The organism is Flavobacterium aquidurense (genome assembly GCF_002217195.1).
In the GTDB taxonomy this organism is placed as follows: domain Bacteria; phylum Bacteroidota; class Bacteroidia; order Flavobacteriales; family Flavobacteriaceae; genus Flavobacterium; species Flavobacterium frigidimaris.
This window is the reverse complement of record NZ_MUGR01000037.1, coordinates 52363-70547: the sequence shown is the minus strand read 5'-3', so window position 1 is coordinate 70547 and position 18185 is coordinate 52363. Positions and strand designations below refer to the sequence as shown.

Sequence of the window (18185 nt, the reverse complement as noted above, 5' to 3'; positions counted from 1 at the left end):
TATATGAATTTTATCAAAAAAATATTTTCTAAATCCCGTTCTCTAGAAGACGGGATTTTTTTTGACACTATTCAGAAAATACTTGGTTTTCAGCCTACAACGATCGATTTTTATAAGAAAGCTTTTACCCACAGATCTTCCAATAAATTAGACGAATCAGGACATCCAATAAATTATGAACGACTCGAATTTTTAGGAGATGCGATGTTAAGTGCTGTAATTGCAGCGCATCTATTTAATAAAGCACCAAATGGAGACGAAGGTTACCTGACCAAAATGCGGTCAAAGATTGTGAGCCGTGAACATCTAAATGAATTGGGTAAAGATTTAAACCTGGTTCGTTTTGTAGAAAGCAAAGTACCCATTCAGCATTTTGGAGAAAACATTCATGGTAATATTTTTGAATCTCTTGTAGGAGCCATTTATCTGGACAAAGGATATTCGTTTTGCGAAAAATTTATTCAAAAAAGAGTTGTTGCGCCTTATGTTGATATTGCACGACTTGAAGGTAAAGTAATTAGTTATAAAAGTTTGGTTATCGAATGGTGTCAGAAAGAGAAAAGAGTTTTTCATTATGACATTTTTGAAGATAACGGTATCGACGGACAGCGCTTATTTGGCGTTAAATTAAGTATAGACGATAAAGTCATCGCAAGAGCGCGGGCCACTTCAAAAAAGAAGGCAGAAGAGAAAGCATCACAAAGAGCTTATTTTGCATTTCAGGAAAAAATAGACAAGAAATAGCTACAATTTTGCTGTAACTATCTTAAAGCTATAACGTTTTCGTTTATAAATTAATAAAAACAACCCCTTCTTAACTATTTAAGCTCCGCAAGAAATAGTATATTTACACCTTGATTTTTCATGACATGGCTATTCATAGATTGGATTTAGACGAATTTGACGAAATTGATTATTATTTAATGGCAATCCACACTTCATTAGAAGATTATAGATTGGCCTATTTTATCAATAAAAACCTTCCGATAAACTTAAGTAAGAGCAAAAACGAGATCCATGCTCAAACTAAAGAAGGCGAGGCAAATTTTTCGAGATACTATTATTATGATGCTGAAAAAACAGTGTCATGGAATTTAATTCAGAATAAAAATGAAATCATTTCAGTGAGTAGAAATGATTCTCAAGATTTGTTTTCTAATGAAACGAGTGAGGTTTCAACAACAATTCATTTACTTCCTGAATTCAAAAAGGTAGATTTTTTCCTGAAAATAGAAAATAGTGAAGAGACTATTGATTTTTCAGAAATTCAACAACAGTTAAATACCATCGAGAGTATTGCAGCTATTTATGCTGTCGATACTGATAAAATAAAATCAAAAAACAATCTAATTTTTTAAAAAAAATGTTAACAAACAAGAAAACCAAAATTGTCGCTACACTTGGTCCTGCATGTGGTACGAGAGAGATCATCAAAGATATGATCGATGCAGGGGTTAATGTGTTTAGAGTTAATTTTTCGCATGCTGATTACGAAGGAGTAAAAGAGAAAATTAATATTATCAGAGGCCTGAACGAAGAGTTTGGCTACACTACAGCAATCCTTGGAGATTTACAGGGACCAAAACTTAGAGTTGGTGTAATGGAGGAAGGAACTGTAGTTCATGATGGTGATTTGATCACTTTTACAACCGCAGAAGATATTTTGGGAACAGCTCAAAAAGTGTTCATGAAATACCAAAACTTTCCAAATGATGTTAATGCTGGTGAGCGTATTTTGCTTGACGACGGTAAACTGATTTTTGAAATTGTTTCAACAGATAAAAAAACAGAAGTTGTTGCCAGAGTTATACAGGGTGGAGAATTAAAATCTAAAAAAGGAGTTAATCTTCCAAACACTAAGATTTCTTTACCGGCTTTAACTGAAAAAGATATTGCAGATGCTATTTTTGCTATTGAGCAAAAAGTAGACTGGATCGCACTTTCGTTTGTAAAAACACCTCGTGATTTACAAGACCTTCAAGAATTAATCGCGAAACATTCAGAATATAAAATTCCAATTATTGCGAAAATTGAAATGCCGGAAGCTCTTGAGAACATGGATAAAATTGTAGCGTATTGTGATGGTTTAATGGTGGCACGTGGAGATTTAGGAGTTGAACTTCCTGCACACGAAGTACCATTGGTTCAAAAAGATTTGATCAGAAGAGCTAAAATTGCAAGAATTCCTGTTATCGTTGCTACACAAATGATGGAGACAATGATTACAAGTCTAACACCAACAAGAGCTGAAGTAAATGACGTTGCAAACTCTGTAATGGATGGAGCTGATGCTGTAATGTTATCTGGAGAAACGGCTACAGGAAATTATCCTGTACAGGTTATTCAAAGAATGACACAAATTTGTGAAGCTGTAGAGGATTCTCCACTTATTCAGGTTCCGCAAAATACACCACAAATTAAAACAAAACGTTTTGTTACTAAAACAGTTTGTCATCAGGCAGCTTTATTGGCTAACGAAATCAAAGCAAAAGCAATTTGTACATTAACAAATAGCGGATATACAGCTTTTCAGGTTTCGGCTTGGAGACCGTCTGCACACATTTTAGTATTTACTTCAAACAGAAGAATCTTAACACAATTGAATTTATTGTGGGGAGTTAAGTCTTACTTCTATGATAAAGACGAAAGTACAGATGATACTGTAACAGATGTAAATAAAATTGCTGTTGAAAAAGGTTATGCTACAAAAGGGGATTATTTGATTAATCTTGCAGCTATGCCAATTAAAGATAAAGGAATGGTAAATACCATGAGAGTTTCTGAAATAGAATAATAATCTTCTTTTAGGATTACAATATAATGAGCCATTCGATACTTCGAATGGCTTTTTTTATGACATTTTTCTTTTTTTAAATTTATGCAGACTTATGAACAATTTCATAAGTCTTTTTTATTCTCTTTAGTTTAGGATAAATCATGTCTTCAAAATTGTTTTTCATCGAATAGACTGCAAAATAATTTGCAAATTTCTTACTATAGTGAAGGTGAAAATCTGCCAATTTCGCTTCATGATATTCAATCATCAAATACAATCTTAAGCTTTGCGCAAAATCAAATGTTCTTTTTTAAAGTTTGACTAAAAAAAGAGATTAAAATAAAGTGATTTTGTTACCCTCTTATTGAAGATAAAATAATCGATATAACTTCTTGATTTAATTTTTAGATGTTTCATTTTATAAAATGGAACACGATGTAGCAAAATAAAACATTTTTATTGTTTCATTTTATAAAATGAAACAATGTCAGACAAGACAGTTATGTAGTTGTACAAGGAAAATAGAACTTAAAAATACTCAGGGTTATTCATTCTAATCCGAATAGATGACTCTGAGTAATTAAGTAAGAATTTTACTGGCGGCATGATGTCAGTTAAATAAAATAATTATATCTTTGAGTATGGGCTAATATATTGTTTAATAGTTGTTTGTGAAAATACAAGCAAATATTTAACATGACTTCCCGTATATTCAGGGTTTAAGCACGATTTTAAGAATTTCAAGTAAAACTAATTTAATCATTAATTTAAATACCATAAGATGAATATTAAAAGAAAGAATCTTCGTATAATCCCAATATTGTTTTTGGGTTTAATTTACAGCTGCTCTCCAACTGTAAAAGTTACAAGTGATTATGATCACTCGGCTAATTTTAGTGAATATAAAACTTTTGCATTTTATGATTTAAAAGCGCAGGAAGGTCAGATCAACCAGTTAAATGTTGATCGTATTACAAAAGCAATCCGTTCTGAGCTGATCAGCAAAGGTTTTACAGAAACAACCAGCAATCCGGATCTAAAAGTAAATGCAGTAACCATCTTAAAAAACAAAACATCTGTATCTGCCAATACTGATTTTTATGGTTATGGAGGAATGTATCGTCCTTACGGATATTGGGGAGGCGGCGGTGCCATGATGGGTAATGCAAATACAACCTTCAACTCCTACGATTATGTTGATGGCTCACTGATAATTGATATTGTATCCTCAAAAACTCAAAAACTGATTTGGCAAGGAATAGGAAATGCTCAAATAGACAGCAAGCCTAGTGATCCTGAGGAATTTGTTACTAATTCTATCAAAAAAATCCTGGCTGGTTTCCCTCCCGGATTAGCAAAAAAATAGTTTGTAAATATTTGTGGTCTTATCACTGTACTTGTTTGTTGAACAAATAAGTACAGTCTATAGACACAATATCCGGAAACTTTCTTTTTAAAATTTATTTTGAAAAGGAAAGGAAAATACGAAATAAATTAAGCTTAAAAACTCATGATCGATATTATACTTTCGCTTTTCTTTTTTATAGCTACAATAGTTGGTTTTGCAACATCCTTTATGGTTCTTTTTTCAAAAAAAAATTACTCAAAAAGTTTTTTTTAGGCCTGTTTTTATTCAGTCTTGCTGTGGTGAGTATTTATAACTTTTACTTATCGGCAAATGGCTTAAAGGATTTTCCTGATTTATTTATAATTGCAAAATCATTTATCTTTTTAGTGGCTCCTTGTGCTTTTTTGTATGTAAGAAGTATTTTGTTTTCAGACAAACTGTTCAAAAAATATGATTGGTTTCATTTTTTGCCATTTCTGATTTATTTTAGTTTAACGTTTTTTGTATGGATAGGAAATTATATTGATCTTCATATCATTCACAACATTTCTGCCAGAATAAAAAATCCTTTTTCTATGTTAAGTCTGACCGTATGGCTGTTATATGCTTTTTGTCAGACAATGATGATTTTAAATTATGATTTGAAAAAATTTAAAGAAAATCATTTTAACAGGGTAAAGATTCTAAGTTGGATCAGAGTATATAATTTGATGATTTTGTTTTTGTTCTCAGCACTTTTTGTACATTATTTTTTAATCAGAAGAGTAGATAATATTGATTTTTCAAGTTACATTTTAATATCATCAGTTTTAGTTTTTACAGTGGGCTGGCTTTATTTTAAACCACAAATTTTTTATGATACGAGTGAAACTTTTGAGGCTGCTGAAGAAAGTCCTGTGATAATAAAAACAAACGAGAATAAAACCGTTTTACCATTAGTTAAAGAATTAACTCCCGAAAAAAAATTACTATACCTTAATAAGCTCGAATGCATATTTGCATCAAAAGAACTTTTTTTAAAAAAAGATTTAGTAATTCGCGATATAGCTGATGAAACCGGAATATCAGTTCATCATATTTCTAATTTAATTAATTCTGAATTCAATCTTCATTTTCAGGATTATGTCAATATAAAAAGGATAGAATACTTTAGAGAAAAAATCAATGATCCTGAATGGAAAGATCTATCGCTCGAAGGTATGGCATGGGGATCAGGTTTTAAATCCAGAACCACTTGTTTTAGGGCATTTATAAAACATACCGGAAAATCTCCTTCTGAATATTTCAAAGTAATTAGAATTAACCCTGAGAAAAACAATACTTATTATTTTAAACAAGCTTCCGGCTAAATAAAAATAGTAGGTCAAAGAAGTTGTGAAATCTCTTTAATTTTTTAAAAACAGCAACTATGAAGACGAAATTTAATATCCAAAGACAGACCATAAAATCAGGTTATATAGTGCTACTTCTTTTTGTCTGTTTTTTTAGTCATGCACAGCTTAAAGGAGGTCATATTTTAGGTGCCATGGGATTACAGTCAGGAACCCAGACTCCGGAAAACACATTAAGTGTTTATGTTCCCGGATATTTTTATACCGCATCCTCTTTACGAAATGCAGATGGTGACAAGTCAATTGCAAATCCTGATCTCACCATGTCCATCACGGGAGCGGGAGCCTCTTATGTAAGTGATTTCAAAATTCTGGGAGCCAATTACGGAGCCACTATCTTACTTGCTTTTGCGGCAAACACAATTCAGGGAAATAGTGTAGACACCAGAAATTCTTTAGCTTTTACAGACACCTATATACAGCCTTTGCAATTAGGATGGCACAATAAAAGAGCCGATTTTGTTTTTAGCTACCAAATGTATTTACCAACCGGAAAATTTGATGTGGGAGCTTCAGATAATAGCGGTTTAGGGATGTTTATGAATGAGTTTTCTGCCGGAACAACCTTATTCTTTAATGATAAAAAGACCTTTCATTTTTCAGCTTTATTCTCTTATGAAATAAATAGAAAAAAGAAAGATACAGATATTAAAACCGGAGATATCTTAAGTGTCGAAGGCGGTTTAGGAAAAACATTTTACGTAATGGACGGTACAAATCCTGTTCCGAAATCAATCATAAACGCAGGGTTGATTTATTATTTGCAATACAAAGTTACGAATGATAAAATTCCGGTTCCCGTAATAGGTACTATTGAAACCGATAAAGACCGTATAGGCGGCATAGGAGCCGAGGTAAATTATTTTCATATTGGCTGCAGCACTTCTGCAGGACTGCGCTGGATTGCTGAGGTCAATGCAATCAACAGATTTCAGGGAAATACCTTTTTCTTAACGCTGGCACACGTGTTTAGTTTCAAAAAAAAATAGTCTGAATAACGATTTTGATTGTTTTTTTTAGTTGAGGTTTTTTTTGATGGATTTAATAAATTCTAAATTTAGTTTAAATGAAAAACACAAAATTCTTCAGGAAATTATTTCTCATAAATTTTTTCTTTCTGTTATCAATCACGACAGTCAATGCACAAAAACAACATATTAGTTTACGGGATTCTATAGACGGAGCAATAGATTTGAGCGATTATATTATCTATGCGCACGGTTTTATTGTAGTGCCAACGCTTATTACAGAGCCTGCTTTGGGAGGCATTGGAGGTGCAGTATTGCCTATTTTCCTTAAAAAACACGACCCGATTATTGATGAAAACGGGAAGAAAAGATTTATCGATCCGGACATTACAGGTGCGATGGGAATGTATACAGGTAATAAGAGCTGGGGTGCAGGTGCCTTTCGGGCAGGAAGTTTTATAAAATCAAAAATAATGTATCGCGTTGGAGCTGGTTACGGAGATGTAAACATGTCCTTCTATGAAAATATGCCCTCTGGAAAAGACAAGGAAATTGACCTTAATTTTAGATCATTTTTCTTTTACGCAAGAGTGATGAAACAGTTTAGAAATGCAAAATGGAGTGCAGGTCCGCAGTATTTTTTGATGGATTCTAAAATCAATTTTCCTGATTTAGCTAATCTTCCGGTTTTTGCTAACGCAAAAGACATCAATAGTACTGTCAGTCAACTTGGGGCAGCATTACAGTTTGATGGCCGTGATAATATCTTTACTCCCGATAAAGGAATAAGACTTCAGTCAGACTTTTTTTGGTCAGATAAAGCAATTGGAAGCGATTACCAGGCTTGGCGGTTAAATTTATCTGCAATAGGGTATTATCCTCTAACCAAAAAACTAATTGGAGGATTGAGGCTCGAAGGAGAACAAGCCTTTGGAAGTCCGCCTTTTTATCTTCGTCCGGGAATAAACCTAAGAGGAATTCCTGCCGCAAGATATCAGGGCAAAACCAGTATCGTTACCGAAGGCGAGCTGAGATGGGATTTGTATAGAAGATGGAGTCTTATGGGCTACGGCGGTGTTGCAAGTGCTTTTGACAATTGGGACAAGGCTTTTGCCAAACCCGTAGTTTACAGTTACGGAACTGGTTTTAGATATTTACTGGCCAGAAAATTCAAACTCCGCATGGGAATCGATGTAGCAAAAGGCAATGAAGATTGGGCGTATTATGTGGTGTTTGGCAGCAATTGGCTGCGATAACTTTTACAGTATTAAAATATAAATAAACCCGACAATAATTTTGTTGGGTTTTGTTGTTTTTTATATTCAGGATGTATCTCTTTTTCTCAGTTCGTTATCTCAAATTATAGAGATAAATAGCTATTTCTGCTAATTCTATATAGGTTATTGATTTTGCAGAGTTTGTAAGTTTTTATAGCTTAATAAAAACATTTTGTAAAAATTAACGCTTGAAGGTTAGTTTTATTAACTAAAATTTAATTGTTTTGTAACAAATTGTAGATTACAACAACTAATTTATCAAATCATTAAACATAAATTATGAATACATTTTCATTCAAATCAGTACTTGCGGCTTCCGTTTTTTTTGTTGGGGCAACAGGCTGTTTTGCACAAGACATTTTAGTGAATTCACTAAAACTAAATGCAAGCGAAAAAAGTAAAGAAAACTTTAAATTTACTGACGTTATCAATCTTGGAACTACTTCTGTAAAATTACAAGGTTCATCAGGAACTTGCTGGAGTTATTCTACGAACTCTTTCTTAGAATCAGAAATGATTCGTTTAGGAAAACAACCGGTAGAATTGTCTCAAATTTACTCGGCAAGAAACGTTTATGTAGAAAAAGGAGTTAATTATGTTCGTATGCACGGAGCGGTTACTTTAGGCGACGGTGGTGCATTGCATGATGTAATTAATATGTATAAAAAATACGGAACTGTACCTAGAGAAGTTTACACTGGACTGAACTACGGAACAGACAAAAATAAATTTGGAGAAATGGCTGCAATGATCGAAGGTGTTTTGACAGCTGTAGTTAAAAACCCGAACGGAGAATTAACCCCAAACTGGAAAAAAGCTTACACTGCAGTTATCGATTCTTATTTAGGAACCGTGCCGGAAAACTTCGCATACAAAGGAAAAAACTATACGCCACAAACTTTTGCTAAAGAAGTAGTAGGTATTAATCCGGATGAGTATGTAGAGATTTCATCTTTTACAACTTCTCCTTATTACGAAAAAACAACGATGATGGTGCCGGACAACTGGTCATTTGATCAGGTTTACAACGTAAAAGTAAACGACATGACAGATGTTATCGACAATGCTCTGAAAAAAGGATACACAGTAGCCTGGGCAACAGATGTAAGCGAGAAAAGCTTTAGCTGGAAAAATGGTGTTGCATATGTACCAACAAAGAAATTTGACGATATGACTGCCGAAGAAAAAGCAGACATGTTCAACGGACCAAAAGCAGAACCTGAAATTACTGCTGAAATGCGTCAGACTGCGTTTGATAACTACACAACAACAGACGATCACGGAATGCACATTATTGGTCTTGCCAAAGATCAAACCGGAAAAGAATATTATATCGTAAAAAATTCTTGGGGAGCAACAAACGACTACAAAGGTTATTTGTTTGTAACTAAGAATTTCGTAAAATACAAAACAACTGCTTTGTTGCTAAACAAAGGCGGAATTCCAACGGATATCGCTAAGAAGTTAGGGGTTTAATTACCTTAGGTTTTATAAAATAGAAAAAGCGCTGCAAGATAATTGCGGCGCTTTTTTTATTCATTTAGTTAAGCAATTATTGTTAATTTCAACAAAGAATCTAAGATTCTAATGGGCTTAAATAATTTTTGTAGGTTTTCTATATTGTAAATAGCATAAGTGCAGTATATTCGCATAAATTTAAAAGTGTTGAAATAATTTTATCGATTCATTATGAAAGCTTTTTCAGTTTATTATTTGGCTATTATAACTGTTTTTTCTATAAATAGTTTTGGGCAAAGCATTAGTAGTGCGGCGTCAATGCCAGAGAACATTTCTAACAATGATCCTATTATAGGATATCTTGTTGTAGAAACGATTAATAAAACTTTTGGCAGAAGTGTCACCCAATACAAGGTTTCAAGGTTAAGTATGATAAGTACTTACGATCTTGGTCCTAATAATACCAGAACCATAACTCCGATATACGGAGAAGTAAAAGGAAAAAATTCGCGATTAACGCTGGCGCCAAAAGCTCTGGTTGATACTGCAGTCGCGGCTGCTAAACCTATCAGGCTGGATGCAATATACAGAAGATCAAAAGAAAAAACTTCGTATGGAGAAGCAGACTCAACAGTCGTAGTAAATTCTGAATTGACAAACGGATCATCAAACGAAAAAAAGGAAGAAGTAAAGCCACAATCAAAAGCACTTGTTGCTACAGCTTCTAAAGCTATTAAGACCGATCTGACTGATACAAAAGCAAAAGTTGTTAAAACGGGACTGCAATCAAAAAATGTAATTGCAGCTACTGCGACCGCTGTTAAACCTGTCGAGGTTGAGTTAACAGCTCCGGCGGATGGAGGGCCAAAATCTTTGTCTATAGATGTCGTAAAAACGTATGCTAAAGTGTTGGACAAAGGATATAAATCTATAGAGATGCTCACAAAGGTTGGAGACAGGGCTTATTTTGACGGTGATTTGGCAACAGCTGCTAAATATTATTCGGAGTTGTTTAGCATGGCTAAAAATTTAGAACCCGTGTATTATTATCGTTATGCTCAATCCTTAAAAGCAATCAATCAAATGGATAAAGCAGATGAGATGATGAAATTGTTTGAAAATAAAAAATAAATGTATAAAACAGCCAAAGAGTTGGTGTATTATACCATTAAAACTTTGGAAGATATTCTCGAAACAAACATAATTTTGAACCCGAACAAAGAAAGCAGGCACTTCAACGGGTTTTTAGGTAATTTGAAGTAAAATTAAATGTAACTTACTGATAATTAGTATATTTGCATTGTATTTATTCCTAATAACCTTATTGATGTATCATGAAAGTTTATGTGCGATGTTTTATAGCAATGATGTCTGTTTTTTCTTTTCACTCCTTTGGGCAAAGTAAGGATCGTATTTCTGCTCATGCTGTGAATGGGACTGCAATTTTAAAACCGGAAGATACCTCAAAGGACGGTCTTGTTATCGTAGCTTATTATGTCGAAGAAACGATCAATATGACTTTTGGAAGAAGAATTACCAAATATGAGGTTTCAAAATTAGAAATGGTCAACACGTATGACTTAGGGCCTAATAATACCAGAGTTGTAACTCCTATATACGGAAAACCAAAAGTAAAGAGCGTCAAACTGGCACTAGAACCCAAAACCTTTGTTGATACAAGTGCTGCAGTTATAAAACCAATCAAAGTTGATGTAATGGCAGTATCAGAGCCTCCAAAATATTTAAGTATAGATATTGTAGAAACATATGCTAAGGTTCTGCACAAAGGCTATAAATCGATAGATATGCTTATAAAAGTGGCTGACAGGGCTTATTTTGATGGCGATCTTGTAACGGCAGCGAAATACTACGAAGAGCTCATTAGCATGACTACAGATTTAGATGCGATGTATTATTACCGCTATGCGCAATCCTTAAAAGGAATCGACCAGGCGGAGAAAGCAAATGAAACAATGCTTTTGTTCGAAAGTAAAAATATTGGTAATAATGTAGTAAAGCATAATAAGCTGGTCAGAAACTAAGCTTAGTTATTAGCTGAATAAAAAGAATTTCTTTTTATTCAGAAGCTTGGCAAATTACAAAATTAATATCTTTTTTCTTATTGGGATTATCTCATCTTTTTGCTTAATCCCTAACTTTTGCATCTGATCCGACAAAATCTCCATTTTTTAATAAATTATCGTGAAGTACTGATTTTACTATAGTATTAAAAGAGAAAAGACTTTTTTTAAAAGCTCCCTCTCTTGGGCTTGAACCAACCCCGATGGCTATCGGGGCTCTGATTAACAGTTTTAGTTGTATTTGTTTTTAAGTTTTAAAATAATTTCTGGATACTTCAGAAGGTTTTGGATATAAGTTTTGCTTTTCATTTTTTTAATGTGCTTCTCGATTTGTAATCCTTGGGTTTTGCTTTCGCATATTATTTTGAGGAACAATACCCAATCATCAGCGTTTGCTGTAAATTTATGAGATTGAGCATTTTTATGAAATTCAATTCGGGTATCGAAATCAGATGTGAACCCGATATAAAATCGGTTAAGCTTATTGGAATGAAGAATGTAGACAATGTGCATAGTGATTTGAGATAAAAACAAAAAAATACCACTTACGTTTGTAAGTGGTATTTAAAAAAAGCTCCCTCTGGATCGAACCAACCCCGATGGCTATCGGGGCTCTGATTAACAAGATCCTTTTGAGTAAATATCAAAAAAAAATACCACTTAAAATATAAGTGGTATTTAAAAAAAGCTCCCTCTCTTGGGCTCGAACCAAGGACCCTCTGATTAACAGTCAGATGCTCTAACCAACTGAGCTAAGAAGGAATCACCTTAAAGGTAAATATGTTTGCTAAAAAAAGTTGCTCCCCCTCTTGGGCTCGAACCAAGGACCCTCTGATTAACAGTCAGATGCTCTAACCAACTGAGCTAAGGAGGAAGTTGTTGCTCGTTTTAGCGAGTGCAAATATAGATCATTTTTTAGATTCTCAAAAATATTTTAGCACTTTTTATTAAATATTTTTACTTGCCTGCAATTGCTTTGTAGATATCGTTTCCGTTAGCAAACAAAAGCAGTCCTATAAGTAAAACGAAGCCAACTACTTGGGCGTTTTCAAGGAATTTATCGCTTGGTTTTCTACCACTAATTATTTCGTATAATAAAAACATTACATGACCACCATCGAGAGCCGGAATTGGCAATAAATTCATAACTCCAAGCATAATCGACAATAAAGCAGTGATTGTCCAGAAAGCTTCCCAACTCCAGGTACTAGGAAAAATATTGAAAATAGCCGTAAAACCACCTACTTGTTTGTATGCTTTCGTTTCAGGGTTAAAAATCATTTTAAGCTGTTTTCCGTAACTGATCAATTGATCCTTCCCTTTTGTTAGTCCAACCGGGATTGATTCAAAGAAACCGTAGCTTTTAGTGCTTACTTTATAGTATCCTAGTTTTTCTAATGATTCGATATTTAAACCTCCAACACCAACGCCTAATTTTCCTGCATCAGAAACTTTAACCGTAATAGGTGTTTTTTTCAAATCACGTAAAACGACAGCAGGAATTGTTTTTCCTTTATTGCTTTCTAAAATCGTTTTAACCTGATCAAAATATCTTGCATCTTGTCCGTTAAGACTAACGACTACATCTTTTGCTTTTAAATCCGTATTTCCTGATTCCGGAGTAACATTAGCCACAGCAAAAGGAACTCTCATAGTAAAAAGTGGCTCTTTTTTTTGTTTAGCTAACTGATCAACAAAATCAGTTGGTATTTTTATGGTTTGCTGCTGTCCGTTTCTTTCGATCAAAACTTCTTTTGCCATGATAATTTTCATGTTGATATCATTGTCTAAGTTTTCGATTTTTTGTCCGTCAACAGCAAGGAATTTATCACCGGTTTTAAAACCTGATTTAAGCATGATTGGATTTTCAATCAATACACCATCTTTTAGATCTGCACTGGCAACATAAGTATCGCCATAGGCAAACGCCATTCCGATATATATAATAAATGCCAGAATAAAGTTTACAGTAACTCCGCCCAACATAATGATCAAACGCTGCCATGCCGGTTTAGAACGAAATTCCCAAGGTTGCGGTGGCAAAGCCATTTGATCCTTGTCCATGCTTTCGTCGATCATTCCGGAGATTTTCACATAACCACCAAGCGGTAACCATCCGATTCCGTATTCAGTTTCGCCAATTTTCTTTTTTAACAGCGAATATTTAACATCAAAAAATAAGTAAAATTTTTCAACTCTTGTTTTAAATAATTTTGCAGGAATAAAATGTCCTAATTCGTGAAGAATAATAAGTAATGATAAACTCAATAGAAATTGAGAGAGTTTGATAACTATATCCATTTTGTATTTTTAGTTCGTAATTTAACGCACAAAAGTAGCGTTTCTATTTTAATTTAAGACCGCAAGATAACACTTAAGGTTTTAAATTCTTGTTAATAAATGATCTTGCTTCTCTATAAATTTAGCAAAGCTTTCTTTGCTCATAATCTATTAGTAAGTTATTTATTGTGAATGTTACAAAATATCTCATAAAAGGTCTTTCCTGATTGCATCTGCTGTAATTTTATTAAAAGGTCATTCGGGTTTATTAAAACAAAATTTGGATTAAATAAAATTTAATAATAGATTTAACCTTAGGAAATTAGTAAAGTCCTAAGGAGATATTTTATAAATTTAAATGTTAATATTATGAAATCAATAGAAGATTTTAATTTAGAAGAGATTAGTACTAAAGAATTACAAAGTATAGTTGGAGGAAAAGATGTGGCGCCGATTTTAATTGGAGGCATTTTGATTGGAGCTGCGTAAAATTTGCGGAGTTGTAATTTTACACCAAAGAAAAACTCTTTTCAAAATTTTTGAAAAGAGTTTTTTTGAAAATCATTGTACTGAATCAAATTAGAATGTCTCAGATGATGCATAAAAATAGAAATCTAAATGTTTGTTAATTAATAAACATTTAGATTTCTACTTTTAACAAGAAGCTTTAACTTTACTTTTTTAAACACTATCGTACTCAATAGATAGCGTATAATCATTAAAAAGGTACAACTATGGCTTCATTATTATTTTCACCGCTTACTATAAAAAATATCACCTTAAAAAATAGAATTACGATTTCGCCTATGTGTCAGTATTCGGCGATTGAAGGCTTTGCAAACGATTGGCATTTGGTTCATTTAGGAAGTCGTGCCAGTGGTGGAGCGGGTTTAATCATTCAGGAAGCTACAGCGATTTCTCCTGAAGCCAGAATTTCTCCTTCGGATCTTGGGATCTGGAAAGACGAGCACATTCAGAAACTAAAAACAATCACCGAATATATTGTTTCCCAAAATTCGATTCCCGGAATTCAGTTGGCACATGCCGGACGAAAAGCAAGTGTTTCGATTCCGTGGGAAGGCAATAAAAAGTTAGGTTTCGATCAGGGCGGATGGCAGACCGTTGCTGCAAGTGCGATTCCGTATCACGATAACGAGCCATTTCTTCCGGAAGCTTTAGATAAAAAAGGAATTCAGAAAGTGATTTCAGATTTTAAAACAGCAACAAAAAGAGCTGTTGAAGCCGGTTATCAGGTAATGGAAATTCACGGTGCACACGGTTATTTACTGCACCAGTTTTTATCTCCTTTAACTAACATAAGAACCGATGAATATGGAGGAAGTTTCGAAAACAGAATTCGTTTTACACTCGAAATTATAGCAGCAGTACAATCAGAATGGCCTTCGGATTTGCCTTTATTCGTGCGGATTTCAGCCACAGACTGGGCAGAAGGCGGATGGAATCCTGAAGAATCAGTAAAGCTTTCTGAAATATTAAAAGAAAAAGGAGTAGATTTAATCGATGTCTCATCAGGCGGATTGGTTTCGCATCAGAAAATTGAATTAAAACCGGGTTATCAGGTTTCATTTGCGGAAAAAGTTAAAAAGGAAGCTTCAATTTTAACCGGTGCAGTAGGCCTAATTACAGAAGCAAAACAAGCCGAAGCAATTTTAGAAACGGGTCAGGCAGATTTGGTTTTATTCGCCAGAGCCTCTTTGAGAAATCCAAATTTGCCTTTAGATTTCGCAAGAGAACTAAACGACGATATTCAATGGCCAAAACAATACGAACGCGCTAAAATTTAATAAAAATTATTGGCAACAGATTACAAGATTAAAATGATTTATAAAGAAGGTTGCCAATAATTACACGAATTATCACTAATTTTTTCTTTTTTATAATTCGCGACGAAAAAACTAAATACTATACAAAATGCAAAAAATAAGAACAGCATTATTATCATACGGAATGTCAGGGAAAGTTTTTCACGCTCCGTTTTTAAACCTACACTCCGGATTTGAATTATTAGGATCTTGGGAAAGAAGCAAAAAACTCGTTCAGGAAGATTATCCTGCAGTAAAAAGTTATCCAACAATCGACGAATTATTAGCTGACGATGTCGATTTGGTAATCGTAAATACACCGGTTGGAACACATTTCGAATATGCCAAAAAAGTTTTGTTGGCAGGAAAACATGCCGTTGTCGAAAAGGCATTTACTACAACCGTGGCAGAAGCCGAAGAATTAGCAGCAATTGCCAAGGAAAAAGGATTGAAATTGGCCGTTTTTCAAAATAGAAGATGGGATAGTGATTTTAAAACCGTTCAGAAAGTAATTAAAGAAGGAGTTTTAGGCGATTTAGTCGAAGCAGAATTTCATTTTGACAGATACAATCCGTTATTGAGTCCAAAAGCACATAAAGAAACCGTAAATGACGGAGCCGGAATCCTGAAAGATTTAGGTCCGCATTTAATAGATCAGGCAGTTTGTTTATTTGGTTCACCTAAGTCAGTTTTTGCAGATATCCGTTTTACAAGAGAGAATTCTCTGGTAGACGACTGGATCGATTTATTATTGATTTACGAAGATTTCAGAGTACGGTTAAAAGCCAGCTTCTTTGTCAGGGAAGCCAATCCTGCTTATACGATTCACGGTAAAAAAGGATCTTTCTTGAAACCGCGCGGAGATGTTCAGGAAGATGATTTGAAATTGGGTAAAAAACCAAACTTAGAATCTTGGGGAACAGAATCAGAAACATTGCAAGGACTTTTGCACACGGAAATCGAAGGAAAAGAAATTTGCGAAAAAATCCCAACACTTCAGGGTAATTATTTCTCATTCTTTGATGGCGTTCATGATGCAATTGCAAACAATAAACCAGAACCGGTTACAGCACAAGATGGAGTAAAAGTCATGCAGATTATCGAAGCGGCAATTGCAAGTAATACACAGCAAAAAGTGATTAATTTGTAGCATTATTAACCCACGGATTTGCACCGATTCCTAATATTAAAATTATATCCTAAAGACGCACAGGTAGTGCGTCTTTTTTATGCGTAGAAATAGAAAACCTTAGCACCTTAATTCCTCAGAACCTTAGTCCCTTTTTAAAAATTTATAAACATATAACGTTATAAATTTAGGAACTAGTAGGGTTCTGTAGTCTGTAAAGTTGCTTTTTAGTACTTTTGCAGTATAAAACTCAAAAAGCATCAATTTGTTTAGTTTCAATCCATTATCGCTATTCCAGACCAAAGGAAAAATTAAGAAAGTTTATAGAGAAGCAAAAGCGTCTTATTTAAACCGAATTCGATTTGCCGTAGGAATGTTCTATTTCGGAATGGGTTTAAGTTTTGCGACCTGGGCAAGCCGAATTCCGGATATTAAAACGGCTTTGCATTTGACCGAAGGCGATTTAGGTTCTATTCTTTTTGCCCTTCCGGTGGGACAATTAATTGTTATGCCTTTTTCAGGAAAAATGGTAACGAAGTTTGGCAGCCATCGAATTCTGGTTTTCTCTCTGATCATGTATGTTTTATGTCTGGCTAATTTAGGTTTGGCAACATCGGCATTGCAGTTATCCCTGGGATTATTTCTATTTGGAGTGTTTGGGAATCTGGCCAACATTGCCGTTAATACCCAGGGAGTTTATACCGAAGTACTTTTCAAAAAAACAATCATGTCTTCTTTTCACGGAATGTGGAGTTTTGCCGGATTTACGGGAGCGCTGGTAGGTTTAGGAATGTTAACTTTAAAGCTGACTCCCTTTCATCATTTCTTGATTGTGGGCGGAATTGTGCTTTTAATGGTTGTTTTTAATTTTAAATTTTTAGTAAAAGCCAAAGAAAAAATAAAAAATAAAAGCACCGAAAAGAAAAAGTTATTCGTAAAACCGGACAGTTCTTTACTCTGGCTTGGAGTTATTGGTTTTTGCAGTATGGCGAGCGAAGGTGTAATGTTTGACTGGAGCGGAGTTTATTTTAAAGATATTGTACAGGCACCCGGACCTTTGGTTATTTTAGGGTATACTTCTTTTATGATTATGATGGCCAGCGGCAGATTTTTAGGCGATGGCCTGATCAATAAATTTGGCCGTGAACGTGTGATGCAAATTAGTGGAATCATGATTTCTGCGGGTCTTTTTACCGCAGTTTTTCTTCCTTATATCATTCCCTGTACACTTGCCTTTATGCTTGTTGGTCTGGGAGTGGCTACAATCGTGCCTACTGTTTATAGTATGGCAGGAAAAAATCCAAGCGTTCCGCCGGGCGAAGCCTTAACCATTGTTTCGAGTGTAAGTTTCTTAGGTTTTCTGATGGGACCTCCTGTTATTGGGCATATTGCTGAGGCTTTTGGACTTCAGTTCTCTTTTGCTTTTATCGGAATCTTTGGCGTTTTGATTGCCTTTATGGTTTCGAAAATTAGAACAACATAATAAATTCTTTTTCACTTCACGTATAATAATTAGGCTTATTGAAAATTAGCTTAGCAAAAAAGTGTTTTTATTTAATAAAATTTAACAAGAAAATATTTTCATATTATTTTTTGTTTATATTTGAATTTAAAATCTGCCACAAGTTTTTTCCAAAGACCAATTTAATTTTTT

General features: G+C 34.1%; 17 protein-coding genes and 2 tRNA genes. 14 read left to right on the top strand and 5 right to left on the bottom strand.

Going from position 1 to position 18185, the window contains the following annotated elements; genetic code table 11:
* Positions 1-3: 3 nt before the first annotated feature.
* From rnc to pyk, 3 genes are all read left to right on the top strand, one after another.
* On the top strand, positions 4-744 hold the full coding sequence (rnc, locus tag B0A67_RS19290) for a ribonuclease III (protein ID WP_072964732.1): 741 nt from the start codon (positions 4-6) through the stop codon (positions 742-744).
* A gap of 125 nt (positions 745-869) precedes the next feature.
* Complete coding sequence (locus tag B0A67_RS19285) at positions 870-1358, top strand: IPExxxVDY family protein (RefSeq protein ID WP_072964733.1); 489 nt, start codon at positions 870-872, stop codon at positions 1356-1358.
* Between the two features lie 5 nt (positions 1359-1363).
* Positions 1364-2794 (top strand): pyruvate kinase, encoded by a 1431-nt coding sequence (gene pyk / locus B0A67_RS19280; RefSeq protein WP_072964734.1) that lies wholly within the window; start codon positions 1364-1366, stop codon positions 2792-2794.
* An 82-nt stretch (positions 2795-2876) separates the two neighbouring features.
* Here pyk and B0A67_RS25040 read toward each other — a convergent pair whose 3' ends face one another.
* Entirely contained in the window at positions 2877-3044 is a 168-nt protein-coding gene (locus B0A67_RS25040; protein WP_207557360.1) for a hypothetical protein, read from the bottom strand.
* Between the two features lie 513 nt (positions 3045-3557).
* On the opposite strand from B0A67_RS25040, the gene B0A67_RS19275 reads away from it, so the two are divergent.
* From B0A67_RS19275 to B0A67_RS19245, 7 genes are all read left to right on the top strand, one after another.
* A complete protein-coding gene (locus B0A67_RS19275; protein WP_072964735.1) occupies positions 3558-4142 on the top strand; it encodes a DUF4136 domain-containing protein in 585 nt (194 codons plus the stop codon).
* Between the two features lie 557 nt (positions 4143-4699).
* Positions 4700-5473 (top strand): helix-turn-helix domain-containing protein, encoded by a 774-nt coding sequence (locus B0A67_RS19270; RefSeq protein WP_242670991.1) that lies wholly within the window; start codon positions 4700-4702, stop codon positions 5471-5473.
* 59 nt (positions 5474-5532) lie between these two features.
* On the top strand, positions 5533-6504 hold the full coding sequence (locus B0A67_RS19265; RefSeq protein ID WP_072964736.1) for a SphA family protein: 972 nt from the start codon (positions 5533-5535) through the stop codon (positions 6502-6504).
* A gap of 77 nt (positions 6505-6581) precedes the next feature.
* Positions 6582-7739, top strand: coding sequence for a BamA/TamA family outer membrane protein (locus B0A67_RS19260; protein ID WP_072964737.1), 1158 nt, complete (start codon positions 6582-6584; stop codon positions 7737-7739).
* A 300-nt stretch (positions 7740-8039) separates the two neighbouring features.
* A complete protein-coding gene (locus B0A67_RS19255; RefSeq protein ID WP_072964738.1) occupies positions 8040-9236 on the top strand; it encodes a C1 family peptidase in 1197 nt (398 codons plus the stop codon).
* Positions 9237-9449: 213 nt separating this feature from the next.
* Entirely contained in the window at positions 9450-10349 is a 900-nt protein-coding gene (locus tag B0A67_RS19250; RefSeq protein WP_072964739.1) for a hypothetical protein, read from the top strand.
* A 203-nt stretch (positions 10350-10552) separates the two neighbouring features.
* Complete coding sequence (locus B0A67_RS19245; RefSeq protein WP_072964740.1) at positions 10553-11260, top strand: hypothetical protein; 708 nt, start codon at positions 10553-10555, stop codon at positions 11258-11260.
* A 270-nt stretch (positions 11261-11530) separates the two neighbouring features.
* On the opposite strand, the gene B0A67_RS19240 is transcribed toward B0A67_RS19245, so the two are convergent.
* The 4 genes from B0A67_RS19240 to rseP form a co-directional block, all read right to left on the bottom strand.
* Positions 11531-11812, bottom strand: a complete 282-nt coding sequence (locus tag B0A67_RS19240; protein ID WP_072964741.1) for a GIY-YIG nuclease family protein — start codon at positions 11810-11812, stop codon at positions 11531-11533.
* A gap of 175 nt (positions 11813-11987) precedes the next feature.
* Positions 11988-12061, bottom strand: a tRNA-Asn gene (locus B0A67_RS19235).
* Between the two features lie 38 nt (positions 12062-12099).
* Positions 12100-12173: transfer RNA gene (locus B0A67_RS19230), tRNA-Asn, on the bottom strand.
* An 83-nt stretch (positions 12174-12256) separates the two neighbouring features.
* Positions 12257-13600 carry an RIP metalloprotease RseP gene (rseP, locus tag B0A67_RS19225; RefSeq protein WP_072964742.1) on the bottom strand — a complete coding sequence of 448 codons (1344 nt, stop codon included), beginning with the start codon at positions 13598-13600 and terminating at the stop codon, positions 12257-12259.
* A 348-nt stretch (positions 13601-13948) separates the two neighbouring features.
* Here rseP and B0A67_RS24815 point away from each other — a divergent pair, with 348 nt between their 5' ends.
* The 4 genes from B0A67_RS24815 (at position 13949) to B0A67_RS19210 (ending at position 18014) form a co-directional block, all read left to right on the top strand.
* Positions 13949-14068 (top strand): bacteriocin, encoded by a 120-nt coding sequence (locus B0A67_RS24815; RefSeq protein WP_123887434.1) that lies wholly within the window; start codon positions 13949-13951, stop codon positions 14066-14068.
* A gap of 245 nt (positions 14069-14313) precedes the next feature.
* A complete protein-coding gene (locus B0A67_RS19220; RefSeq protein ID WP_072964743.1) occupies positions 14314-15384 on the top strand; it encodes an NADH:flavin oxidoreductase/NADH oxidase in 1071 nt (356 codons plus the stop codon).
* Between the two features lie 127 nt (positions 15385-15511).
* Entirely contained in the window at positions 15512-16552 is a 1041-nt protein-coding gene (locus B0A67_RS19215) for a Gfo/Idh/MocA family oxidoreductase (protein ID WP_072964744.1), read from the top strand.
* Positions 16553-16796: 244 nt separating this feature from the next.
* Positions 16797-18014 carry an MFS transporter gene (locus B0A67_RS19210; protein ID WP_084074654.1) on the top strand — a complete coding sequence of 406 codons (1218 nt, stop codon included), beginning with the start codon at positions 16797-16799 and terminating at the stop codon, positions 18012-18014.
* Positions 18015-18185 lie beyond the last annotated feature (171 nt).